The sequence below is a fragment of the Thauera aromatica genome (assembly GCF_023093595.1).
GTDB classification, from domain to species: Bacteria; Pseudomonadota; Gammaproteobacteria; order Burkholderiales; family Rhodocyclaceae; genus Thauera; species Thauera aromatica_A.
Genome location: NZ_JALLIK010000071.1, coordinates 1 through 23,113, shown reverse-complemented (window position 1 = coordinate 23,113; position 23,113 = coordinate 1). Strand labels below are relative to the sequence as shown.

The window sequence follows — 23,113 nt, the reverse complement described above, 5'->3', positions numbered from 1 at the left end:
CGACAGGATCGTCGTGATCGCCGCGGTCAGCGTGGTCTTGCCGTGGTCAACGTGGCCGATCGTGCCGACGTTCACGTGCGGCTTCGTCCGTTCGAACTTACCCTTAGCCATATCGCTATCCTTAAAATCAGAACCAGAAAAACCGGCGCGGCGACCACGCTCGTTGGCCGCCGTACAGGCCAGGCAGAAAATGAGTGGTGCCCATGACGTGGATTGAACACGTGGCCTCTCCCTTACCAAGGGAGTGCTCTACCACTGAGCTACATGGGCGCCGAAAACAACACAACTGGAGCGGGTGAAGGGAATCGAACCCTCGTCGTAAGCTTGGAAGGCTTCTGCTCTACCATTGAGCTACACCCGCACTTACCTCGCTGCACAAAGCACAGTCGATTCGCTGCATCCGCCACATCGAGCACTACAGCATCGCCCGACATTCGATATTGCTGGTGGAGGGAGAAGGATTCGAACCTTCGAAGGCTGAGCCGTCAGATTTACAGTCTGATCCCGTTGACCGCTTGGGTATCCCTCCAACTGGGAAGCCCCGCACTATAGTGCCTGACCGGACCCATGTCAAACCCTTTTTCACAGCGAGGCAAAAACCGGCTTTTCCTTCGACACCGGTGATACCGTCCTCCTTCCAACTCCAGGAGCCCTCGCATGACCGCCCCTCAGTCCGGCGCGCAGCGCCCCCTGCCTGCCACCTTCATCAACGCCATGAGCACCCGCTTCGGCGCCCGCTTCACCCTGTCCGAAGCCGTGCGCGCCCATCACGGCCACGACGAATCGCACTTCCCCGACGCCCTGCCCGACGCCGTCGTGTTCGTCCATAGCACGGAAGAGACCGCGGCCGTCGTCCAATGCTGCCGCGCGTTCGCCATCCCGATCATCGCCTTCGGTACCGGCAGCTCGCTCGAAGGCCACATCCTTCCCGTACGCGGCGGCATCAGCGTCGACTTCAGCGAAATGAACAAAGTGCTCAACATCCGGGTGGCCGACCTCGACGTCGTGGTGCAGCCCGGCGTCACGCGCAAGCAGCTCAACGCCGAACTCCACGGCACCGGCCTGTTCTTTCCGATCGATCCCGGCGCCGACGCCTCCCTCGGCGGCATGGCCGCGACCCGCGCCTCGGGCACCAATGCCGTGCGCTACGGCACGATGCGCGAAAACGTGCTCGGCCTTACCGCAGTGATGGCCGACGGCAGCGTGATCCACACCGGGGGACGGGCACGCAAATCGTCCGCGGGCTACGATCTGACCCGCCTGCTGATCGGCTCCGAAGGCACACTCGGCCTGATCACCGAGCTCGCAGTGCGCCTGCACCCCCTGCCGGAAGCGGTTTCGGCCGCAGTATGCGCCTTTCCCGATGTGGTCTCGGCGGTGAACACGGTGATCCAGACCATCCAGCTCGGCATCCCAGTGGCCCGCATTGAACTGGTCGATGATCTCACCGTAAAGGCGCTCAACCGCTACAGCAAGACCAACCTGCGCGAAGCGCCAATGCTGTTCTTCGAATTCCACGGCACCCCGGCGAGCGTGGAGGAGCAGGCACGAACCGTGCAGGACGTGGCCGGCGAATATGGCGGCCTCGACTTCGAGTGGGCGCACCGCCCCGAAGACCGCAGCCGTCTGTGGGCGGCCCGCCACGACGTCTATTTCGCCAGCATCAACCTGCGCCCGGGGTGCCGCGGGCTGACGACCGATGTCTGCGTGCCGATCTCCCGCCTCGCCGACTGCGTCGGCGCGACCCGCGCCGACATCGACGCATCAGGCCTGATCGCGCCCATCGTCGGCCATGTCGGCGACGGCAACTTCCACACCGTGATCCTCGTCGACCCGCACGACGACGCTGAAATCGCCCGTGCCGAAGCGCTCAACCGGCGCATCGTCGAGCGTGCGCTGGACATGGGCGGCACCTGCACCGGGGAACACGGCATCGGTTTCGGCAAGCAAGGCTTCATGCTGCGCGAGCACGGCGCGCCGGCGATCGAGGTGATGCGCCAGATCAAGCGCGCCCTCGACCCCGACGACCTGCTCAATCCGGGCAAGATCCTGCCGCCGGGCTGATCGGCCCCGCCCGGGGTGCGGCCGAAGCGGCCCCTCGCCCCGCCCTGCCTACAAGCGCTCGCCCTGCCGGGCGAGCAGCACCAGGGCCTGCGCGCGGTTGGACACGCCGAGCGCGCGGAAGATGGCGGTCATATGCACTTTGACCGTTCCCTCTGACAGGCCGAGTTGCTCGCCGATCTCCCGGTTCGTCTTCCCGCCGGCGAGCAACTCCAGCACGCGGGCCTGCGCCGCGGTCAATCCGAAACGGTCACCGATCGCTCCCGGGCGCAGCATCGGCGCCGCCCGGCCGGCACGGGCCGGCATCGGCATCCCCCCCGCGAGCACCTCGCGCACCGCCTGCAGCAGGATTTCGCCCGAACTCGACTTCGACACAAAGCCCGACGCCCCCGCCTTCATCGCCCGGCGCACCGAGGCATCATCGTCGATCGCCGACACCACCAGCGCCGGCACGTCCGGAAAGCGCCGGGCGAGCACGGCGAGCAGGGAAAACCCGCTCATGTCGGGCAGTACCAGATCGATCACCGCGAGATCGAGACTGCCATCGCTTTCGATGATGCCGAGTGCGGCACCGGCGCTGTCGGCCTCGATGCACTCCACTCCCGACTCCAGCCGCGACAGGCTCTGCGTCATTGCCTCGCGCACCAGCGCGTGATCTTCCACGATCAGGATTTTCGTCATACCTGGCCCCGGCCCCCGATCTGCGCAACGTAATGCATTAATCATAGCACGAAGCTATCGGAGCCCGCTTCGTCCTCGATCGCGGCCACCGCCGCACTACCCACGAACGCACGAAGCGCGGAAAATCGCGCCGTCCCCACCCCGCGCGCTGCCGCCCCGTATGCCTTCCCTCCCACAAACTGCCGCTGTCCGGCCCCCCGCCCGCGCCGCCGCACCGCACCCTCCGCAGCAGGGCTCGCGATGATTTCCAATTGGGGAGTCCGGGCGCGGGTCATGCTCGCAGCGGCGCTGCCCACCCTGGCGCTGGCCGTGCTGATGACCACCATCTACACCAGCCTGCGCATCTCCGACCTCGACGAAGCCCTCGCCGGGCGCGGCCGCGCCTATGCCCGCCAGCTCGCTGCAGCGACCGAATACGCGATCCGTTCCGGGAACCGCGCCACCTTGCAGAAGCAAAGCGAAGCCCTCCTCGACGAAGAAGACGTCCTTGCCGTAGGCATTACCGGCCGCAATGGCGAACTGCTCGCCCTGGCCGGGCACTTCAGCCCCCATCGCCCCCCCCTGCCCGACGCCCGCCCCTGGCAGGCCGAACCGATCGGTACCCGCACGACCTTGCGCATCACCGAACCGATCACCCCCAGCGCGCTGCAGCTCGACGATGCCTTTTCCCGCGCCCTGCTCCCCCCCACACCGCTGAACCACGGCAGCGTCGTCATCGACCTGTCGCTGGCGCGCGTGCACAGCCGGCGCACCGAACTGCTGTGGACCGGCGTCGGCTCGATGCTCCTCGTCCTGCTCGGCGGCCTCGTCCTCGCCAGCGTCATGAGCCGCGGAGTCAGCGGACCGATCCGCAGCATCGCCGGCACCGTCCTGCGCATCGGCCAGGGACGGCTGTACGAACGCGTTCCGCCCGGCGGCGGCGGCAGCCTGCGCACGCTGGCCGAAGGCGTCAACGAAATGGCCGCCCGCCTCGCCGACGCCCACGCACGCATGGCCCGCGAAGTCGAGGTGGCCACCGCCGAACTGCGCGCACGCAAGGACGAAGCCGAACAGGCCAACCGTGCCAAATCCCGCTTCCTTGCCGCGGCCAGCCACGATCTGCGCCAGCCGCTGCACGCGCTCGTACTCTTCGTCTCCGAACTCGCCCGCCAGCCGCTCGACGGCCACAGCCGCCAGGTCGTCGATCGCATCAGCGCCTCCGCCGAAGCGATGGAGAACCTGCTCGACAGCCTGCTCGACATTTCGCGCCTCGATGCCGGCGTGCTCCAGCCTTCGCGCCAGGCGTTCCAGCCCCACCCGATCGTCGAGCGCCTCCTCGGTAGCCAGTCCTCCGTCGCCGACACGCGCGGCCTGCGTCTGCGCCTGCGCACCACCCCACACTGGGTCGACAGCGACCCGCTGCTGTTCGAGCGCATCATCGCCAACCTGCTGAGCAACGCCATTCGCTACACCGCCGCCGGCACCATCATGGTCGCCTGCCGCCGCCGCGGCCAGTTCCTGCGGGTGGAAGTGCGCGACAGCGGCTGCGGCATCGCCGCGCAAGACCAGGAAGTCGTCTTCCAGGAGTTCGTCCAGCTCGACAACCCCGAACGCGCCCGCGCCAAGGGGCTCGGGCTGGGGCTGGCGATCGTGCGCCGCCTCGCCGACCTGCTCGGACACCGCCTCGAGCTACGTTCGGCCCTCGGGCGCGGCTCGATATTCGCCATCGAGCTGCCGCTCACCCCCCCTCCACCATTGCTGGCCAATGTCGAAGAAGCGCGTGCGCTCGGCGACATCGAAGGCGTCCACATCGCCCTCGTGGACGATGACCCGATGGCGCGCGAAGCCATGCACACTCTTCTCGCGGCCTGGGGCTGCCAGGTCACAGCCGACGAAAACGCCGAAGAACTGCTCGCTCGATTGTCCTCAGGCGCGCCCTCGCCGGAGATCCTGATCACCGACTTCCGCATGCGCGGCACCCTCGACGGCATTGCCCTGATCGCCCACCTGCGCACCGATCCCCGCTACGCCGCGCTGCCTGCCATCCTCATCAGCGGCGACACCGGACCGGACACCCTCGCCCGCGCCCGCAGCGCCGGCCTGCAGCTGCTGCACAAACCCGTGCGCCCGGCACGGCTGCGCGCCCTCATCCACCGGCTGCTGAGCAGACCCGAATCGACCGCCCCCCAAACCCCCAATGCGCCGCCACCGCAGCAATCGGTTACCATTCGCTGATCCTGTTCACCCGCCGGGAGCATCCGAATGTCTCATGAACACAAGGCCCAGGACCCGCTCGAATTCGTACGCGGCATGTGGAGCAACATGGGTTTCTCGCTCCCCGGCATGGTCACACCGACCCTCGACGTCGACGAACTCGACAAGCGCATCACCGACATGAAAGCCGTCGAGGGCTGGCTGAAAATGAACCTGAACATGCTGCAGATGAGCATCCAGGGGCTCGAAATGCAGCGCGCCGCCCTCGCCGCAGTCAAGGCGATGAGCCAGCAGGCACAGCCGGGCGACGGCGACACCGGCGCAGCCGACGCCGCCGCCAACCCGTTCGCTGGCGCGGCGGCGATGTGGCCGTGGAATTTGATGGGGGGCGCCCCACCCCCCTCTTCCCCGCCCGAAGCCGATCAGCCAACCCGCGCCACGCCCCCAAAGAGCGGACGGCGCAAAACCGCACCCGACAACTAACCTGGTGGCTGCTTCCCGGCGGCACACGCCGGCCCGCCTCCAGCGTCCGCTGTCACTTCGGCCAAGCCGCGCGCAGTTCTGCATGCCCTCGTCGGCCACCCGCCGACAGGGCGGAACGCACGTGCGGAATCAGTTCTGCAGCGGACCTTCTGCTGTCTCGAGTGCCGCGACCGGCGCGGCTTTTCCCACCACCCGGGGACACACTTCGAGCACGCTGCAGGCGTCGCTGGTATGTAAGCGCTCACCCAGCGGCGTCGTTGCTACGCAGCGGGGCTTGAGATATCCGAGCGCAACGGCGCTTTCCCGAAGTGCTCCTTCCACAGCCTGGGCGTGAGCTGTGCGACGTCGGCGGCCGGGTGCTGGCCGACGCGCTGGAGCACATCGACGAGATAGTCGTAAGGATCGACCTCGTGCAGCCGACAGGTCGCAATCAGGCTCTGGACGACGCCCACATGCTGGGCGCCGAGCTCGGTCCAGCTGAACATCCAGTTTTTCCGACCTATCGGAATCGGTCGAAGCGCTCGTTCGAGGTGGTTGGTATCGATCGGCACATCCGGGTCGGCCAGGAACACTTCCAGTGCCGCCCGTCGCTTGTGCGCGTAGATCAGCGCCTTGGTCAGCGGGTTGGTCGGCAGCAGCCCCTGCGCGTCCAGGCGCTCCTTTACCCAGGTGAAGAAGGCCGCCACGATCGGGCGGGCGTGATCGAGCCGGTACTCGCGCTTGGCCTCGCCCTTGAGCTTGTCGTCGCGGATCTTCGCTTCGACCGCGTAGAGCGCGCCGATGAACGCGATCGCCTTGGCCGCCAGCTCGGGCTCGGCCGCTTCGGCGTTGATGAATTCGCGCCGGCAGTGCGTCCAGCACTGCGCGTGCGTGAGCCCGGTCTTGCTCGCGTAGGTCTCGTAGGCGCCATAGCCGTCCGAGAGCAGGACACTGCCTTCGGCCGGCTCGAGCCCGAGCACCTTCTCGACATTGCTGTGTGCGCGGCTATCGAAGAACGGGAAGCAGATCTCGTGCAGCTCGCCATACACCGGCCAGAAGTAGCAGCCCTTCATCTTGCCCGGGCCGGCACGGCCGGCCTTGATCGGGGTCTCGTCCATGGCCTTGACGCGGCTGGCGCGGATCGATGCGAGCTGCGCCTCGTAGATCGGCACGAGCAGCGCGGCGGCCTGTGCGGCCAGTTGCGTGAGCCAGGCGCGGCTGACCGTGATCCCCGCATCGGCCAGGCGCTGATGCTGGCGGTACAGCGGCAGGTGCCAGGCGAACTTGTCGAGCAGCAGCCCGACCAGGAAACTCACGTCGGCGCGGCTGCCCTCGATCACCCCGACGGGCGCCGCCGGGCAGTGAATCGTCTGCGTGTCGCGGCGCTTGATGACCGGGCGCACGTACTTGAGGATCACGTAGCTGCCCGGGCGCTGCGCCAGGCGATGGCTGACCTTCTCGCCGATCACCTCGAACTGGTCAGCGGTGAGTCCCTCGGTCTCGGGGTTGGCGAGCGTGATGGTCTCGACCGGGACGCGCGTCTCGTCGAAGAACAGCGCCGATTCGTCCTTGTCCTGTGCGTAGTCGGTGCGCGACGCACGGCGGGTGTGTCCCGCCACGGTCTTGCCGGGGGTGTCGGGCTGCGATTCGGGGATCGGTAGCTCGCCCAGATGCATCTGCGCCGGGTCCGGTGGGACCAGGCGCTTCTCGCTCTTCTGGCCGAAGAGCTGGCGGCGGAACCACTCGAGCTGATGTTGGATGGTCTGCACTTGGCGCTGCAGATCCTCATGCGCCTGGGCCAGTTCGACGACGCGCTCGGGCGCCCACTGGGCGGCCTCGGCAAGGGTCGGAACGGGGGCGGAGTGCGGCGCGGGCATGGCGCATATTTTACCGTATAACCCAGCATTCATGCGGGTTGCACGGCGTTTGCGGGCAGTCGGAAACGGCGCTTGGTGCGTGCCGGTTCGATGCCTTCGAGCAGCAGCTTGAGCCCGGTCCAGTCCATCTGGCGCGTGCGAACCTGCGCCCAGTTCGACACGAAGCGTCCCTGTTCGAGGCGCTTGGCCCACACACAGAATCCGGTGCGATCCCAGTACAGCACCTTCATCTGCGTGCCGCGCCGGTTGATGAATACGAACAGCTCGCCCGACAGCGGATCGCAGCCGAGCGCCTGGCGGGTGAGCGCGTACAGGCCATCGAAGGATTTGCGCATGTCGACCGGGCGGCCATAAACATGGACCCGGACCGCGCCTTCGGGGAAGAACATCAGCCGCGCGACAGGTGAAGGATCACGCCCTCGCCCAGATCGAGTCGAAGCTCGAGGCGACCCGTGCCGCCGAGTTTGAGCGTGCCGGCGTCGACGAAGCCGATGCGCTCCATCGCCGGCGCGGCGGACTGCGTACTCGGCTCGCCCAGCAGGCTACGCCAGCGCCGGAAGGTCGACTCGCTGAGCCCCTCACGGGCGCAGAACGGTTCGACCCCCAGCCCACTCTCGGCAAACCGCGCGATGACTGCTTGCCATTCCTGACGGCTACGCCGCCGCCACTTGTTGTTGGTCGCTGTCGCCCTGGTCACTGCCGGCTCCTCCCTGATGAATGTGGGAGGGATTGTTCCGCGCGGACGGAGGCTGGAGAAGGACGCCGCTCAGTGACCGGTTACGCTGGTATTGAGGTCATGCCCCAGCACCAGACGGACGTCGGAGATCTGACCCGACGTCGGCGCCGCGGCGATGCGGGGGCGGAAAGGCAGGAGCGCGGCGAACGACTCGGCCGCTCCACGGTATCCATCCCGGTACTGGATGAACGAACCGCGCTCGGTGAACGGGCGCTGGTTGGTCAGGCGCGGCCAGGGGACGCCCTCCTTGCCCAGCAAGGTCGCCAGCCGGCGTGCCAGCCCGGTGCTGCCGTGACCGTTGGAAATCTCGTAGCGCACCCCGGCAACGGCTGCCGGCTTGGCTACGGTCGGAGATACTGCGGCCGGTGAAGCCGGAGTTGTCGAAACCGCCGCAGACGAAGCTACTGCAGGAGAAGCTACCGCAGGCGAAGGACTCTGCAGCGCAGGCAGAGACGCGGGGGGCAACGGGGACAATGCCGCGAGCACCAGAGGCTGATCGGCGAGCGGCGGGAGCGGGATGACCTCGGCAGCACGCATCGCGGCTCCGGGGGCAGTGGCCACCGTCACCGGAGCCGGCGGCGAGGCCGCCCGCAGGTGTGCGGCCTGCGCCCGGTCAGGGCCATTGCGCAGCACATAGACGTTGTCGGCCAGCCTTACCACGCTCGCACCTCCCCCGTCTCCGCCATTTCCGCCCTCTCCGGCCTCCGCCGTTCTCACCGTTACCCGCCCCACGGCCAGACGCGGCGATTCCCCAACCGGCGTTACGGGTGTTGCCGACGCAGTGGCGACCGAAGCCGCCGGCGCGGAAACACGCTCGCCGCGTGCCCGCGCTTCAGCCATCGCAACCTTGTCGTGCTCCCCCAGGCGGCGATACGCCGCGGCCAGGTTGATCCACGCCCGCCGGTTGTCGCCGTCCAGCTCCACCGCACGGCGCAGCGCGCTCACGGCCGCGTCTTCGCGCCCGGCGAGCAACAGCGCATAGCCGAGGTTGTTGTGCAAATGACTCGCCGCCGGCGCCAGGTCGACCGCCTTCTGCAATGCGGCCAGACCTTCCTCGAAACGGCCGAGCAAGGTCTGCAGCGCACCGAGTGCACTCCAGGCCGTAACCTGCCCGGGCTCGGCCTCGACCGCCTTGCGATACGCGTCGACCGCCTCTTCACCCGCGCCACGCCCTTCGCGGTAGCGCCCCAGCGCGTAATAGCCCGCAGCGCTCGAAGCACCATGGCGCACGGCCTGCACCGGCTCGACCGCCCACGCCTTGTCCGGCATCTTCGGCCCCGTGCTGCAGGCCCCCAGCACCAGGGCGGCCAGCACCGGTTTCAGGTAAATCGCATGATTTTTCATGGCAGAACCTCCCTGCTCAGCCCGTGCCCGCCATCGTCGGCAGCAGCACGCGGTAGATCTGGATCATTGCCGGACCGAGCAGCACCAGCAGCAGCGACGGGAAGATGAAGAAGATCAACGGAAACAGCAGTTTCAACGCGATCTTCGCTGCCGCCTCTTCGGCGCGCTGGCGGCGCCGGGTACGCAGCATGTCGGAATGCACGCGCAGCGAAGTGGCGATGCTGGTGCCGAAGCGCTCGGCCTGGATGATCATCGCGACGAAGCCTTCGACCTCTTCCACTCCGGTCCGCGCGGCCAGGTTGCGCAGGGCGCGGGCGCGGTCGAGGCCGGCACGTAGTTCCAGCGTCACCAGGTGCAGTTCTTCAGCCAGCGCTTCGCTCTTGTACTGCATCTCGTCGGCGACCCGCACCAGCGCCGCCTCGACGCCGAGGCCAGCCTCGACGCACACCGTCATCAGGTCGAGCGCATCGGGGAAAGTCTCGAAGATTTCGCGCTGCCGCAGAAACACCAACCGGCTCAAACCGATGTTCGGCAAGTAGTAACCGACCGCGGCCGTAGTTAACACCACCAGCAGCAATTCCTGGAACGACAGCTCCGGCGCCGCAGTCAGCAAGGTGAAATAGACCAGCAAAGGCAGGCCCACGGCGAGCACGGTCTTCACCCCGAAGTAGGCGTAGGGGGCCGAAGGGTGGCGCAAACCGGCATGCAGGAAGCGCAGGCGCAGGGCCGACAGCTCGGTGCTGTCTTCCGGGGTGGACAACTTGGCGAAGGGCTTGGTCAGCTTGACCACGCGCTCCACCCAGGCATCCGCACCGGGCGCAGGCCCCGGCTTGCCGCCCCCGATCGCATCCAGGCGCTCGGCCGTCGGCGAGCGCACAAACAGGCCGAGGACGAAGAAGGCCGCCGCCGTCACGGCGACGAACAGCAGCCCGAGAAACCCGATCTGGACGAAGTCCATGTCCGTCTCCTTCCCGGCGCTGGCGATCCCCGGCTAGACGCGGATGCGGATGATCTTGCGCATCCACAGCACCCCTAGCACCATCATCACCAGCGCGCCGTAAATAAGGTTGAGGCCCGCAGGGTCTTCCCACAGCACCTTCATGAAACCCGGGTTGATCAGGTTGATCACGATCGCCACCACGAACGGCAGCGCGCCCAGGATCCACGCCGACAGGCGCCCTTCCGCCGACAGCGTGCGGATTTCGCCATACAGCTTCAGGCGGGCGCGGATGATCGACGAAATGTTGTCGAGGAGTTCGGCCAGGTTGCCGCCGGAGTCGCGCTGGATCAGCACCGCGATCACGAAATAGCTCAGATCGGTGCTGTCGGTGCGCGCCGCGAGGTTGAGCATTGCGGTCTGCTGCGGCACGCCGTAGTTCATCTCGTCGAACAGGATCCTGAACTCCCCGGCAATCGGGTCCTTCATCTCGTCGGCGACCATCTTGATCGCGGTCGGAAAAGCATGGCCTGCCCGCAGCGCACGCCCCATCAGGTCGAGCGCTTCGGGCAGTTGCTGCTCGAAGCGCTTCAGGTGCTGGGTGCGCGCCCGCATCACATACAGGGTCGGCAACATGCCGAGCACGCCGGCGCCGATGATGCCGAACACCAGCGGGCGCTCGAGCAGCAGCGGCAGCACGAAGCCGATCAACGCGAGCACTGCCGTCCACCCCAGCAACTGCGCCAGCGTCAGGTCCACGCGCGACTGCACCACCAGCCGATTCAGGCCGTGCAGGCGGGGAATGGCGTCCAGGATCCGGTCGCCGGCAGCCGAACCGGTCGCGCTCTGCGCTTTGAACAAGGGGGCCGCGTGCGCACCGCTGCGCGCCGCACCACCGGTCGCAGCATCGGCCAGGCGCTGGTGCAGACGCCTGACCTCGGCACTGCGGGTAGCGTTCCACCACAGGAAGCCGCCTTCCAGAAACAGCACCACCGCAATGAACACGGCCAGTGCAAACAGCAGGGTCAGGATGTCCATGGCGGCTTCACTCGAAATGTCGACTCGGGTCGAACATGTCTTCGGCCAGGCGGATGCCGAAGGCGCGCAGGCGCTCGGCAAAGTGCGGACGCACTCCGGTCGCCGAGAAGAAGCCCTCGACCACGCCGGTGTCGTTGATCCCTTGCTGACGGAAGGAGAAGACCTCCTGCATCGTGATCATGTCGCCTTCCATGCCGGTGATCTCCTGGATGCTCACCAGCTTGCGCTTGCCGTCGGTCAGGCGGTTCACCTGCACGATCACACCGATCGCGCTGGCGATCTGGGCGCGAGCGACTTTCTGAGGCAGATTCACCCCCGCCATGCCCAGCATGTTTTCCATGCGCCCGAGCGCGTCGCGCGGCGAGTTGGCGTGGACCGTCGTCATCGAGCCTTCATGGCCGGTGTTCATCGCCTGCAGCACGTCGAAGGCCTCGCCCCCGCGCGTCTCGCCGAGGATGATGCGGTCCGGGCGCATACGCAGCGCATTGCGCACCAGCGCGCGCTGGGTCACTTCACCCTTGCCCTCGATGTTCGGCGGTCGCGTTTCCAGCCGCACCACATGCGGCTGCTGCAGTTGCAGTTCAGCCGCGTCTTCGATGGTCACGATGCGCTCGTTGGCCGGAATGTACGCCGACAGGATATTGAGCAAGGTCGTCTTGCCGCTGCCGGTACCACCCGAGATCAGGATATTGACCTTCGCCCGCACCAAGTCGGCGAGCAATTCGCTCATCGCCGGCGTCAGCGATTTGTAGTCCAGCAGCCGGTCCATGGTCAGCGGGATCGCGGCAAAGCGGCGGATCGACACCGACGGCCCGTCGAGCGCCAGCGGCGGAATGATCGCATTGACCCGGGAGCCGTCCGGCAGACGCGCATCGACCATCGGGCTCGATTCGTCGATCCGCCGCCCCACCCGCGACACGATCTTGTCGATGATCTTCATCAGGTGGTCGTCGTCGCTGAACGCGATGTTGGTCAGTTCCAGCTTGCCGTGGCGTTCCACATAGACCTGCTGCGAACCGTTGATCAGGATGTCCGACACGGTAGGGTCGGCGAGCAGCGGCTCGATCGGCCCCAGCCCCAGCATCTCATGCTGGATATCGCGCACCAGGTCGCGGCGCTCGGTAGTGTTGACGACGATGTTTTCTTCGGTGAGCAGGCGCTCCACCATCAGGCGCAGTTCTTCGCGCAGGCGGTCGGGCTCGAGCCCTTCCATCGCTTCGAGGTCGATGCGCGACAGCAGCAGCTGGTGGATGCGCATTTTCAGGGCCTGATAGACCCGGCCCGTGCCGGGCTCGGGCGAGGCGGGCGCGCGTGCGGCCGTTTCCGGCGTAACCGATTCCAGGCGTTGACGCAGACTCATTTCAGCCTCCCCTGTTCTTCAATGGAGCCGCATCCTCAATGCGAGGAAAACAGCCGCGACAGCCAGCCCTTTCCTTTCAGCGCCGAAGACGTATCAAGTGCTGTGGCGATCTCGCGCAGCGCCTTCGAGACCGGACTGTGTTTTTCCAGCCGGGCAATCGCCTGCCCCTGGTTCACCGACGCGGCAACGGACTTGTAGCAATTCGGCACGGTCTTGAAAACTTTCGCCCGGACGGTGCGTTCCAGGTCCTCCAGCCCGATCTCGCTGCTCTTTTCGTAGCGATTGACGATCAGGCCCACCTTCGACTGCGGATAACCGAGAGAGGTGAAGACATCGACCAGGCGCCGGGCCTCGCGGATGAAGGGCATGGTCAGCTGCACCACGGGCAAGATCTTGTCCGCCATGTCGAACAGTTGCAGGCTCACGGTGTCGAGCGTCCGGCCGACATCGACGACGACGAAATCGTGGTTGGCGCGCGCCACCTTCAGAATCGCCTCGACATGCTTGGCCTTGATATCTGTCGCGTGGGCAGGGTCGTCCGGCGCCGCCAGCAGGCCGAAGCCGGGAACGATCTCGATCATCGCCGAATCGAGCAGATCCGCATCGAGGCGGTGGATTTCCTGGCACAGCTGCGCCAGGTCGCTCGCGGGCTTCTCGTTGGTGAGATACATCGACGCATCACCGAACTGCAGGTTGAGATCGATCATCGCCACCCGTTTTCCGTGCTCGACCGCCAATATCCAGGCTAGGTTGGTGGCCAGAAAAGTCGCGCCGCTGCCGCCCTTGCACGAGGTCATGGCGATGATCTGGCCGTCCGCCGCTGGCGCCGCGCCGCGCTTGCGCGCGATCCGTTCGATTGCCCCGCCGAGCGCATCGGCCTGCACCGGGCTGGGCAGTACTTCGCGCACCCCGGCACGGAAGGCGCGCAGCAGGAAATCCGACGAAGTATCCGAAGAGATGACGATCGGATCGACCTGGGGATGGCGCAAAGTCAGCGATTCGAGCGCACCAAGATTGTCCGGAGCGAAGGCGTCGAGCACCATCACGTCGGGCACGGCCCCGTTGATCGGGCCCAGAGGCTGGCTCGGGTCGCCATAGCCGACGGCGATCTCCATCGTCCTGTCCGGCTGCGCCAGCATCGACCGCAGCCGTTCTGCGCCGTCCTGGGTGTCGGAGAGGATTCTGATTTTCATGGCGGTGCTCCCGAGCACTATCGCGGTCTTTCAACTGCACACCGGATTACCGGCCGAACTCAAGCTTTCCCGCGTCAAGGTGGTGGCAAAGCCCGGCATCGTTACCGTGAATGGAACGTAGGGAATCACCGTGTCCACCGTGATGCCGGACACGGCAACCGTGACCTCGCTGCAGGTATTCACGGTGCAGCCCGACGGGGTATAGCTGACGCTGATTGCGTCGACCGGAATGATGGGAAAGAAACTATTCATCTTCGTCTTGATGATCCCGTCACCAATGTCACAGACCACCGCAATGCGCGCACCCAGGCGCGTCGCCTCCACCGCCGTATTCCAGTAGAACAGCACCCGCCCCATCTCCATGATGCCAATCAGCAGCGAGAAGAAGACAAGCACTGCGATCAGTGCGAACTCGACTGCCGCAACGCCGCGCTGATGTTTGCCGAAGCGTGCCATTCGCGCAGTCATAGCACCTGCTCCATAGTCGAACTGATCGGGCCGAAGGTGATGCTGGGCATTACGAACGGCACTAGGGAATTGAACTGGAAGCCGGAAACCGTCATCGTCACCAGATTGACCTGGCCCAGCGTGCCGCCGCCGTATACGACCGGCTGCAGGTTGTGGTCGGGGCAATTGCTGCGGTCGCAGACGCTGACCATACCGACGTTCAGGCCGATTACGAGTGCCGAAGTGTCGGAACAGGCAGACGTCGTGCCGCATACTGCCAGATTTTTCGCATTGCTGATGCGATCAGCATCTCCCGGAGCGTAGTGCGTGAGGTAACGCACGCCGTCGCGCACCCCCTTGGCAATGGTGTTGTACTGGTACATCGCGCGGCCGAATTCAGTGATGCCAAACGCCAGTAGCACCAGCGGGACAATCAGGATTCCGAGTTCGACTGCGGCCACGCCACGTTGTCTGGATCGCAAGTTCATAGCCGTTTTCACTGCACCAATGTGGGGACGAGCGGGCCAGTGGCGGTGATGCTGCCTGGCAGTCCAGCGCTTCGACACGGGCTGCCGGCGTCATTTGCCGGTCCGCGATACTCGATGTAGATAGTGCCGGTCGCACCGTTGGACATCGGGTTGAGCATCAGGGCACACGCCATGCCGAGGATCGGCACCTGATTAGTGCCCGTGTCGCAGTCGATCATCGGAACTCCCACTAAGCGGCGCTCGGCGCCGTACTCGGCATGATCACTGGCGGAGATCGGATTACCCGGGATATTCCCTGCTGCACCGGTTGGTGCATATTCGCTGCTGATGAACGGGTCATTGTCGCTTTGCCTGCTCACGTAATCTCCATAGGCGCTGGTGCCGACCGGGATCACCGGACTGCCCGGCGCCTTGTTCGGGTAGGCATAACCCGTTTTGTCCGGGGGAGCAGTTTGCGGCGTGTAGGCGTTGGCTCCGTTCGGATAGATACCGAAGCGGGTGTTGTAAGCTGATTTGGCACCCTGCTGCGTACCGGGTTGGCGGATATCGTCGCCAACGCGCAGGCCGCAGGCCGCGCCGTTGCCCGCGAGTTGATCGCGAATCTCGGAGTTGCCGCCGGCACTGATGGTGAAATCCACCCACCTGAAGTTGCCGTCCAGACTCTCGTCTCTGTTGGCCCCAGAATTGAAGGTCGAGCCAATCCATTCTCCGACCGTGTAGCCAAAGTCGGGGGCAGCCATGCCCGGTTTCTTGCAGATGCCAATCGGCAGGGCATTGCAACTAGTCTGCCCGGGCGAGAGGGTCGCCACTGCGGTGGCCGTGACCGCCTGCGCCCCGATCCCCAGAACCCCCATGAAATACGGCGTGATGCCAGTGGCACGGGTAATGCACATCGCGAACTTGGAGTTCGGATCGGCGCTGCCCCGCGGCTCATAGCTCGAATTCGGGCCGAGGGTGGTGCTGAAGCGGACATCGCCGGGAGCGATCGTCACCGCGTTGTCCTGAAAGTCCTTGTTGCCCTTACCGCCAACGAAAATGCCCGAGGCTTCAGCGTTCAGAAGATACGATGCGGGACAAGTACCAACGGCGGCGACATCGCAGACCAGTTCGTTGGCCGCGGCCAGCGCGCAGGCATCAGCGGCGCTCTGCAACTCGGTCTTGTTCACGTACAGTCGCCCAAGGTCGAGCGCGAGGCCGGCGAAACCGACCAGCACCGTAAGTGACAGCCCGATAATAATGGCCACCGCACCGCGCTGTTTATTGGGCCCTGAGTCGCGAAACCGCATGATCGGATCCTCCTTTCAGCTCGGCAACCACTCACTGCCCGGCAGTGCCAAAGTTGATGCTTGCGCCCGACTGCTCGCCGGATTGCTTACCGGACTCGGCCCTGGCAAAGCTTTTTGCATACCCAGTCATCGCCCCTTGAGCGGCTTTGCCGTCGACACCACTCACCATGTCAGCGCTCTGGGAGGCCATGGGATTGATCACCTGCTGGGCGGCAGCCACCCTGGCCGCTTCGCCGAAGCGGGCATCCCAGGCCGGCGAGGTGGACATACAGCCGCTCAGGCCCAGCAGCAGCGCAGTGACAGCAAGATTTGCGAAAGTACGCATGATCGGCTCCTCAAGGGGTCGGTTCGAAACCACCGCCGGCATCCGGACTCGAGGCGGATGGCCGCCCCTTTACCCCGGCGGCAGCGGGAGCAGGCCCGCTGCCTTCGGTACGTCCGTGCAGCATGAGATCGCTACGGCTGGGCGGGACGTAGTTGTCCGTGGGCAAGGCGTAGTCGGGGGGCAAAGGCTTGACCAGACGCGGCGTAACGACAAACACCAGTTCGGAACGGTCGGTCTGGAATTCGGTGCTGCGGAACAGCGCCCCCAGCACCGGGATCTCGCCCAGGAAGGGGAAGGCATTGATGTTGGTGGTGACGTTATTCTTGATCAGGCCGCCGATGGCAAAGCTCTGCCCATCGCCCAACTGCACGGTGGTGGATGCACGCCGTTTGGAAAACGCCGGCAATATTGCCGCGCCGCTGATATTGGGGGCGATCAGCCCCGCCCCTTCCCGGTTCAGTTCCGAGACTTCGGGATGGACCTCGAGATTGATCCTTCCACCCTCCAGCACGGTGGGCGTGAACCGCACCGAAACACCGAATTCCCGCTCTTCCAGTTCGACGCCACCATCGTCGTCCGCCACCGGGATGAAGATGCTTCCCCCCGCAAGGAAGCTGCCCTCTTGGCCGCTGATCGCCATCACCGTCGGCTCGGCCAGGATCTTGACCAAGCCGTCGCGCTTCAGGGCATCGAGCCCGATCTGGGTGGTATTGTTCGCCGGAATCATTGGCACGGTTACCGTGTCGCCGCCGATGCTCGCATCCCCCACCGGCGTTGTCACCGCACCAGTCAGGCTGCCGTTGGTGATCGAATCGACGCTGCCGCTACCGACTTTCGCCCCCGTGGTGCCCGAGATATGCCCACCCACCACCGGGCCGCCGCCGAACAGGCCGGACAGGAAGCGAATCATCCTGCCGTCACTGGAAGCGTAGGCGCGGGTGAAGTCGATGCCGAAGCGGTCCAGCACCGCCTTCGATATTTCGGCGACTTTCACTTCCAGCATCACCTGCTGCGGCGCGCCGACCTGCAGCAGGTTCAGCACCCGCGAGCTGGCGCCGTTTTCCAACCCCCCGACATAGGCTGCGGCAATTTCAACCGCCCGCCCGACCTTGGCCGCATCGCTCACCGTACCGCTCAGTACCAACGAATCGTAGGCCGAACCGACCTCGATACCGGTTTCGTCCGGCATCAGCTTGGCAAGCATGCCCTGGACCGAAGTCACATCCATGCCGACGGTGATATCCAGCGCCGTACACCCACCCGCCCGGTCCACCAGCACGATATTGGTCGAACCCACAGTTTTACCGAGCAGGTAGATTTCATTCGGACTCAGCAGCAGCACATCCACCTGGGCGACGCCAGGCCGGCCTTCGCTCTGCCGGGTTTGCTGCTTCCCAGCGCCCGCATTGGGGCTGGCATCGGTGCTGGGCCGTGCCGCCTGCGCATTCTCCGGGTTGCCGAGCAGAATGCGGCGGACCGGGATTTCGGGCTGAATCACCGAGGACTTGCCCACCGGAATGGTCACCATCGGCGCCAGCATGACCCGCCCGCAGGGCGTCCCTCCGGCCGGGCCGACCACATCCTTGGCCGTCGCCGCCAGCGCACCGCCCGACAGGATCAGCGCAAACGCAACCGCTGCAGACAGCCCCTGCCGCGCCGGGCGGCGACTGCGAATCTTATTGTTTGTGCTCATGTTGTTCCCCTGTTCGGTGCGCTACATGCCGGAGTTGGAGGTCAGACGCTAGAAGCATTCGATCGTTTTGGATACGCCGCGAATGACCTCGACACAGATCTTGTCCTGGGGAGCCGGCACCCGCCTGACCACCCGTCGCGGCGGCGGCGCCGAAGGCGCGGCGGCCACCGGTTGGGGCTCGGGCGTGGTGCGCAGCAGCACCGCGCGGGTAATGCCCTTGGTTTCGGCCGGTTCGGAATCGATCTGGTTGCGCAGCACCAGCGACAGGTTGCCGACGCTGCGCGCGAGGTCCAGGCGCTCGGCTTCTTCCGGGGTCACTTCGAGGGTCACCGCATTGACCACCCGCGGCTTGGTCTCGTCACGGCTGGCCTCCTGGGCCACCGCCAGCACCAGGATGCGCTCAAGGACGATCTTCGAGATCATCTGGTCGTCGCCGGAGCCGCGTGCGTCCGTCTTCTGCGTATTGACCATGATGTCGACATAGTTGCCGGGGAGGGTGAAGCCGGCGACACCGATCACATCATTGACGCGGACGGTGATCGCGCGCTTGCCTTCGGGCACCACCGCAGACAGGCCGCCGCGTGTGCCGACCGGCGCGAGACGGGATTCCAACACCGGTTCACCGGGCTGGATGCCACTGATCGCGACACGGCCATCGAGGGATTCGAGGTCGCTGAACGCCCCCTTGGGCACACTCGCCGCCGGCCAGGCGACCAGGCGCAACGCTTCGCGGTTGATCCGCCCGCCCAGCGGCAGTTCGACCGCGGCCACCGCGATCCGGGTGCCGTCGCCGGCCGATTTGGACTGCAGCCATCGCGTACCCAGAAAGACCGCGGCAAGCCCGGCCAGCATGGCGACGAGCAGGAATGCGAGACCCTTCGCTTTCATGGAAGCCTCCCTCTTCTTGCGGGTTGCCGGCAAGCGGCCAGCCTCCCTTTTATCGCCCGGATTCCGGACCTTTCATCTGCCGCCCGCTTGCCGGTACTGCACCGATCAGCGCTTTCATTCTGCGCTCTTCATGGTTCATCGACTAGCAAAATAGTTATGCCATGCCCATTGCAGGCTGTCATGGGTGAGGCGCGCCGGCTCGCCCCGGTAACGGGCGAAATCGGCGATCGGCCCGATCAGGTCGCGGGGGTAGCACGCCAGCAAGGGCTGACCGCTGCCCGCATGAAAATCTTCGAGCAGGGAGCGGAAGGCAGCTTCGTCGAACGGCACTTCACGTTCCTCGCAGACCCGCATGAAAATGCTGCGGTATTCGTCCTCGTCCATCGGCCCGATGTGGATCTTGTAGCCGAGCCGGCGCAGGAAGGCAGGATCGGCCACATCGGACGGCATCAGGTTGGTGGAAAACACCAGCACCACGTCGAACGGCAGCGAAAACTTGATACCGCTGTGCAAGGCCAGGTAGTCGTGGTGGCGGTCCATCGGCACGATCCAGCGGTTCAACAGCTGTTCGGGCTGGACCAACTGGCGGCCGAGGTCATCGACGACGAACAGCCCGTTGTTGGCCTTGACGTGCGGCGGCGCCTGGTAAAACCCGGTGCTGGCGTCGTAGTCGAGGTCGAGCATCTTCAGGGTCAGCTCGCCGCCGGTGAGCGCCACCGGGCGGCGGCAGCGCACCCAGCGCTGGTCGGGCCGCATCAGGTTGTCGATCGCGGCGCCCGCGCTGCGCGGCGCATCTTCCACCGCATGGTGGATCAGCGGGTCGTACACCTGGATGATCTCGCCATCGACGAAGATGGCGTGCGGCACGGCGACATCGCCTTCCAGCAGCAAGGCCAGGCGCTCGGCAAGGTAGGTCTTCCCCGCACCGGCCGGGCCGTACAGGAACAGCGCACGCCCGGAGCCCATCGCCGCGCCCAACTGGTCGCGCACTTCGGGCTTGATGACCAGGCCGCGGAAGGCCTTATCCACGCCTTCGCGGGTCACCTTCATCTTGGTCACCGACTGGCGCTCGACCTGGGCGACGTAATCGTCCAGGGACACCGGGGCCGCACCAGCGTACTTGCAGCGGCCGAGGTACTCGACCGCGCGCGCGCGCCCGGCATCGGTCAGCTCGTACAGGACGTCGCCATCGGTTTCACCGCGGCGCACGACTTCACACAGGCGCTCGGCGCGCATGAAGCTCAGCAGGCTGTCGAGCACGATCGCCGGCAGCCGGAGCTGGTGCGACATGTCGGTGAGATAGAGCTGACCGCGCACGAACAGCAATTTGGCTGCCAGCTCGACCAGGAAGAGCAGCGGCAAGCCGGTTTCTTCCACCGTTCGCGGCGCACGCGGAAAAGCAGACGCCTGTTCGAGCGGGATTACCTGGGCACGGACTTGACTGCTCATGACGGCTCTCCGTAAGTCGCAAATCGCGTTCAGGTTTTTCAGCTCAAGGCCCAGCCCCCGGAACGGACCAGCACCAGTTGCAACAGCGTGCCGGTGGCGATTGCAACCGCGTAAGGCATGCGCCCGGCGGTGTGCTGCAGCGGCTCCAGGCGAGGGCTGTCGCCCCCGGCGGCGCGCACCACGCTGGTCGTCAGCATGAAGCGCAGATTCGTCAACATCTGCCCTAGGGAGCGCTGCCACAAGGCCATCGCCAAGGCGAGCACGCCGCCGGCGACGAAGGTCAGCACTACCGCACCTAAAGTCTGCAATGGGCCGAGGAAGGCGCCGACCACCATCATCAGCTTGACGTCTCCGGCGCCCATCGCGCGTAGCAGATAGAGTGGAAAAAGCGCCGCGAAACCCACTGCCATGCCGGCGAATGCCGCCGACAGGCCAATACCCCCTGCTGCGGCGGATAGCACACCATATCCACTGCCAGCAACTGCCTGAAAACTCAAGGCCCCAGCCATACCAGACAGAATTAATTTGTTGCTGATCCTGCCGGCGATGAGGTCGGTGCAGACTGCAACACCAAGCACCCCCAGCAGCAGCAGCAATCCGAAACTCATGTCGGTGGTACCTCGGATCAAAAACAGCGAAAGGGGAAGCTTCATGCCTTGCCTTTCATCAAGGCATGAAGCTTGCTGGAACTTATTAAAGCTCAGCAGCAATATCCGAGAAAAGTTGATTTAAAGTGGTCCCGAGGAGCGTAGCGCCAGTAATGATCGCTACCGCAATCAAAGCCGCAATCAAGCCATACTCGATCGCCGTCACGCCTTCTTCGTCGCGAACGAACCGTTTCATCATTTCCAGCATGATATTCTCCTTCATCAACGAACCGCCGGACTCCCGGCTACCCACCGGAGCGGGAGTACCGTTCCGGAAAACCTGCACAAACAATTACTCATTCAAACCGCTGGCCACTCAGGGCGCAGCGTCCGCAACTTTGGCTGCAACATCGTCGTAGAGAACATTGAGCGCCTCGCCCAAGGCGTCGACCGAAATCACGATTGCGCCGAAGACCAGAGCCGCCAACAACGCATATTCGATCGAGGTGACGCCGTCCTGCTCGGACAAGAACGCGATGAGCCTATCCGTAATTTTCGCGGTTTTCATCGCCCCGTCCTCATCCGGTGTGTCTTGAGCTCAGGTTAGGCGCCCCCTCTTCCTCATGCATCGGTAATTGAACCCACTCGGCCTAGGTAGATTTGACGACATGAGACGTGACAGTTGTCACGGTTGTTTGTTGCAGTCCCTACGGCAGAATCATCCCTGCCCCGATGGAATCCGAACTCCAGAGGGACAGCAGAAGAGCAAGGTGACCGGAAGACCATGAAATCGAGCAAAACGATGACAGACGAGATCATTCAGACGCACAGCTCGGGCTCTTCCATAGACGAGGCAGTAACGCTGTCGATCGTCGTTCCGGTTTTCAACGAAGCAGAGGCGGTCGGTTATTTTCTCGAAAGGCTGAAGCAGGTCTTCGAAAAGGGTGCCAGAATAAACCTGGATATTGTGTTCGTTAACGACGGCAGTACAGACAACACACTTTCCCGCCTACTTGAACTACAGCGGGATAATACGACGATACGTATCGTTGACTTGAGCCGGAATTTTGGCAAAGAAGCCGCGCTCACCGCCGGACTGAAAGCCGCAAAAGGGCATGTCATTGTTCCAATCGACGTGGATCTCCAAGACCCTCCTGAACTCATCCCAAAGATGATCGAAAAATGGCGAGAGGGGTTCGATGTCGTGCTCGGGAAACGGATCAATCGGGACTCGGACTCATGGTCAAAGCAAAAATCTTCGACATGGTTTTACCGCCTTCACAATAAGATTTCGGACCTTCAGCTACCGGAAAATGTAGGCGATTTTCGGTTAATGGATCGCGCCGTGGTCGATGCGCTGGGTGAGCTGACAGAATCAAGACGATTCATGAAGGGTTTGTTCGCTTGGGTGGGTTTTCGCACCGCGACGATTGAATACACCAGACCCAAGCGATCTGCAGGCAGGTCGAAGTTCAACGGCTGGAGTTTATGGAACTTTGCGCTTGAAGGGATTACCAGCTTCAGCAATGCTCCACTACGCATCTGGACCTATTTAGGCAGCGCGGTCGCGTTCACATCATTCATATTCGCTCTTTTCATCATGCTGAGAGTCCTCGTTTACGGCACAGATGTTCCGGGTTATGCCTCGATTATCGTTTCCATCACGTTTCTCGGCGGCATTCAATTAATCGGGATCGGAATAATCGGAGAATACCTTGGGCGGACCTATATCGAGTCCAAGCACCGCCCCGTATATCTTGTAAGGCGTATATATGAAATCAAGGACTGACAATGGATATCAAAGAAACCGACATCTTGAACGGCGACCCAGCCCAACACTGGTACTACCGTTCCAAGGCGGAAGCCATGGTAAAGTTTTTGGGCGACACCCAACCTTCTTTGATTCTGGATGTGGGCGCAGGCTCGGGTTTTTTCTCTCGCCATCTTCTCCTTAACTCATCTCGTTATACACAACTCTGCCCCACCAGAGCGCCGGCTGAAATAATCGTTGACCTTCAATGACTTACGCGAAGCGCTTGTAAACCTTGCAAAAAACGCGTCTACTCTT

Annotated in this window: 25 protein-coding genes and 3 tRNA genes; 5 read left to right on the top strand and 23 right to left on the bottom strand. The window is 64.4% G+C overall.

Features of this window, described 5'->3' with window-relative positions; all coding sequences use genetic code 11:
- The 4 genes from MXC99_RS01900 to MXC99_RS01885 all read right to left on the bottom strand — a co-directional run.
- A partial coding sequence (locus MXC99_RS01900) for a GTP-binding protein (protein WP_211342506.1) occupies positions 1–111 on the bottom strand: 111 nt, incomplete at its 3' end.
- Positions 112–195: 84 nt separating this feature from the next.
- Positions 196–270, bottom strand: a tRNA-Thr gene (locus MXC99_RS01895).
- 17 nt (positions 271–287) lie between these two features.
- A tRNA-Gly gene (locus MXC99_RS01890) sits at positions 288–361 on the bottom strand.
- Between the two features lie 83 nt (positions 362–444).
- Positions 445–529: transfer RNA gene (locus MXC99_RS01885), tRNA-Tyr, on the bottom strand.
- 128 nt (positions 530–657) lie between these two features.
- Between MXC99_RS01885 and MXC99_RS01880 the strand changes: the two genes are divergently transcribed.
- On the top strand, positions 658–2,064 hold the full coding sequence (locus MXC99_RS01880; RefSeq protein ID WP_247723927.1) for an FAD-binding oxidoreductase: 1,407 nt from the start codon (positions 658–660) through the stop codon (positions 2,062–2,064).
- Positions 2,065–2,112: 48 nt separating this feature from the next.
- On the opposite strand, the gene MXC99_RS01875 is transcribed toward MXC99_RS01880, so the two are convergent.
- On the bottom strand, positions 2,113–2,742 hold the full coding sequence (locus MXC99_RS01875; RefSeq protein ID WP_247723926.1) for a response regulator transcription factor: 630 nt from the start codon (positions 2,740–2,742) through the stop codon (positions 2,113–2,115).
- 240 nt (positions 2,743–2,982) lie between these two features.
- Here MXC99_RS01875 and MXC99_RS01870 point away from each other — a divergent pair, with 240 nt between their 5' ends.
- Entirely contained in the window at positions 2,983–4,956 is a 1,974-nt protein-coding gene (locus MXC99_RS01870) for a hybrid sensor histidine kinase/response regulator (RefSeq protein ID WP_247723925.1), read from the top strand.
- Positions 4,957–4,983: 27 nt separating this feature from the next.
- Complete coding sequence (locus MXC99_RS01865; protein WP_247723924.1) at positions 4,984–5,418, top strand: PhaM family polyhydroxyalkanoate granule multifunctional regulatory protein; 435 nt, start codon at positions 4,984–4,986, stop codon at positions 5,416–5,418.
- A gap of 260 nt (positions 5,419–5,678) precedes the next feature.
- Here the strand turns inward: MXC99_RS01865 and tnpC are convergent, their stop codons facing one another.
- The 18 genes from tnpC to MXC99_RS01775 form a co-directional block, all read right to left on the bottom strand.
- Positions 5,679–7,274 carry an IS66 family transposase gene (gene tnpC, locus MXC99_RS01860; protein WP_043743309.1) on the bottom strand — a complete coding sequence of 532 codons (1,596 nt, stop codon included), beginning with the start codon at positions 7,272–7,274 and terminating at the stop codon, positions 5,679–5,681.
- Positions 7,275–7,303: 29 nt separating this feature from the next.
- The gene (gene tnpB / locus MXC99_RS01855; RefSeq protein ID WP_043743307.1) at positions 7,304–7,663 is read right to left on the bottom strand and encodes an IS66 family insertion sequence element accessory protein TnpB; all 360 of its coding nucleotides are present in this window, start codon (positions 7,661–7,663) and stop codon (positions 7,304–7,306) included.
- Positions 7,663–7,971, bottom strand: a complete 309-nt coding sequence (tnpA, locus tag MXC99_RS01850; RefSeq protein WP_043743304.1) for an IS66 family insertion sequence element accessory protein TnpA — start codon at positions 7,969–7,971, stop codon at positions 7,663–7,665. Before tnpA ends, tnpB begins: the two co-directional genes overlap by 1 nt.
- Positions 7,972–8,040: 69 nt before the next feature.
- Complete coding sequence (locus MXC99_RS01845) at positions 8,041–9,354, bottom strand: LytR C-terminal domain-containing protein (RefSeq protein WP_247723923.1); 1,314 nt, start codon at positions 9,352–9,354, stop codon at positions 8,041–8,043.
- 16 nt (positions 9,355–9,370) lie between these two features.
- Positions 9,371–10,312 carry a type II secretion system F family protein gene (locus MXC99_RS01840; RefSeq protein ID WP_247723922.1) on the bottom strand — a complete coding sequence of 314 codons (942 nt, stop codon included), beginning with the start codon at positions 10,310–10,312 and terminating at the stop codon, positions 9,371–9,373.
- 33 nt (positions 10,313–10,345) lie between these two features.
- On the bottom strand, positions 10,346–11,329 hold the full coding sequence (locus tag MXC99_RS01835) for a type II secretion system F family protein (protein WP_247723921.1): 984 nt from the start codon (positions 11,327–11,329) through the stop codon (positions 10,346–10,348).
- A 7-nt stretch (positions 11,330–11,336) separates the two neighbouring features.
- A complete protein-coding gene (locus tag MXC99_RS01830; RefSeq protein WP_247723920.1) occupies positions 11,337–12,689 on the bottom strand; it encodes a CpaF family protein in 1,353 nt (450 codons plus the stop codon).
- 35 nt (positions 12,690–12,724) lie between these two features.
- Positions 12,725–13,900, bottom strand: a complete 1,176-nt coding sequence (locus tag MXC99_RS01825; RefSeq protein ID WP_247723919.1) for an AAA family ATPase — start codon at positions 13,898–13,900, stop codon at positions 12,725–12,727.
- 12 nt (positions 13,901–13,912) lie between these two features.
- Positions 13,913–14,350 (bottom strand): TadE/TadG family type IV pilus assembly protein, encoded by a 438-nt coding sequence (locus tag MXC99_RS01820; RefSeq protein ID WP_247723918.1) that lies wholly within the window; start codon positions 14,348–14,350, stop codon positions 13,913–13,915.
- A complete protein-coding gene (locus MXC99_RS01815) occupies positions 14,347–14,790 on the bottom strand; it encodes a TadE/TadG family type IV pilus assembly protein (RefSeq protein ID WP_247723917.1) in 444 nt (147 codons plus the stop codon). The genes MXC99_RS01820 and MXC99_RS01815 overlap by 4 nt, the downstream gene beginning before the upstream one ends.
- A 35-nt stretch (positions 14,791–14,825) precedes the next feature.
- Positions 14,826–16,103 carry a pilus assembly protein TadG-related protein gene (locus MXC99_RS01810; protein WP_247723916.1) on the bottom strand — a complete coding sequence of 426 codons (1,278 nt, stop codon included), beginning with the start codon at positions 16,101–16,103 and terminating at the stop codon, positions 14,826–14,828.
- Positions 16,104–16,134: 31 nt separating this feature from the next.
- Positions 16,135–16,428: a pilus assembly protein gene (locus MXC99_RS01805; RefSeq protein ID WP_247723915.1), complete on the bottom strand. Its 294-nt coding sequence runs from the start codon at positions 16,426–16,428 to the stop codon at positions 16,135–16,137.
- Between the two features lie 10 nt (positions 16,429–16,438).
- Positions 16,439–17,968 (bottom strand): type II and III secretion system protein family protein, encoded by a 1,530-nt coding sequence (locus tag MXC99_RS01800; RefSeq protein ID WP_247723914.1) that lies wholly within the window; start codon positions 17,966–17,968, stop codon positions 16,439–16,441.
- A 201-nt stretch (positions 17,969–18,169) separates the two neighbouring features.
- Positions 18,170–19,009, bottom strand: coding sequence for a Flp pilus assembly protein CpaB (gene cpaB / locus MXC99_RS01795; protein WP_247723913.1), 840 nt, complete (start codon positions 19,007–19,009; stop codon positions 18,170–18,172).
- A 135-nt stretch (positions 19,010–19,144) separates the two neighbouring features.
- Complete coding sequence (locus MXC99_RS01790) at positions 19,145–20,458, bottom strand: ATP-binding protein (RefSeq protein ID WP_247723912.1); 1,314 nt, start codon at positions 20,456–20,458, stop codon at positions 19,145–19,147.
- A gap of 38 nt (positions 20,459–20,496) precedes the next feature.
- On the bottom strand, positions 20,497–21,111 hold the full coding sequence (locus MXC99_RS01785; protein WP_247723911.1) for an A24 family peptidase: 615 nt from the start codon (positions 21,109–21,111) through the stop codon (positions 20,497–20,499).
- A 40-nt stretch (positions 21,112–21,151) separates the two neighbouring features.
- Positions 21,152–21,313 carry a Flp family type IVb pilin gene (locus MXC99_RS01780; RefSeq protein WP_247723910.1) on the bottom strand — a complete coding sequence of 54 codons (162 nt, stop codon included), beginning with the start codon at positions 21,311–21,313 and terminating at the stop codon, positions 21,152–21,154.
- A gap of 108 nt (positions 21,314–21,421) precedes the next feature.
- Complete coding sequence (locus tag MXC99_RS01775; protein WP_247723909.1) at positions 21,422–21,613, bottom strand: Flp family type IVb pilin; 192 nt, start codon at positions 21,611–21,613, stop codon at positions 21,422–21,424.
- A 216-nt stretch (positions 21,614–21,829) separates the two neighbouring features.
- On the opposite strand from MXC99_RS01775, the gene MXC99_RS01770 reads away from it, so the two are divergent.
- Both MXC99_RS01770 and MXC99_RS01765 read left to right on the top strand, forming a co-directional pair.
- Positions 21,830–22,834 (top strand): glycosyltransferase family 2 protein, encoded by a 1,005-nt coding sequence (locus MXC99_RS01770; RefSeq protein WP_247723908.1) that lies wholly within the window; start codon positions 21,830–21,832, stop codon positions 22,832–22,834.
- A gap of 2 nt (positions 22,835–22,836) precedes the next feature.
- Complete coding sequence (locus tag MXC99_RS01765; RefSeq protein WP_247723907.1) at positions 22,837–23,067, top strand: hypothetical protein; 231 nt, start codon at positions 22,837–22,839, stop codon at positions 23,065–23,067.
- Positions 23,068–23,113 lie beyond the last annotated feature (46 nt).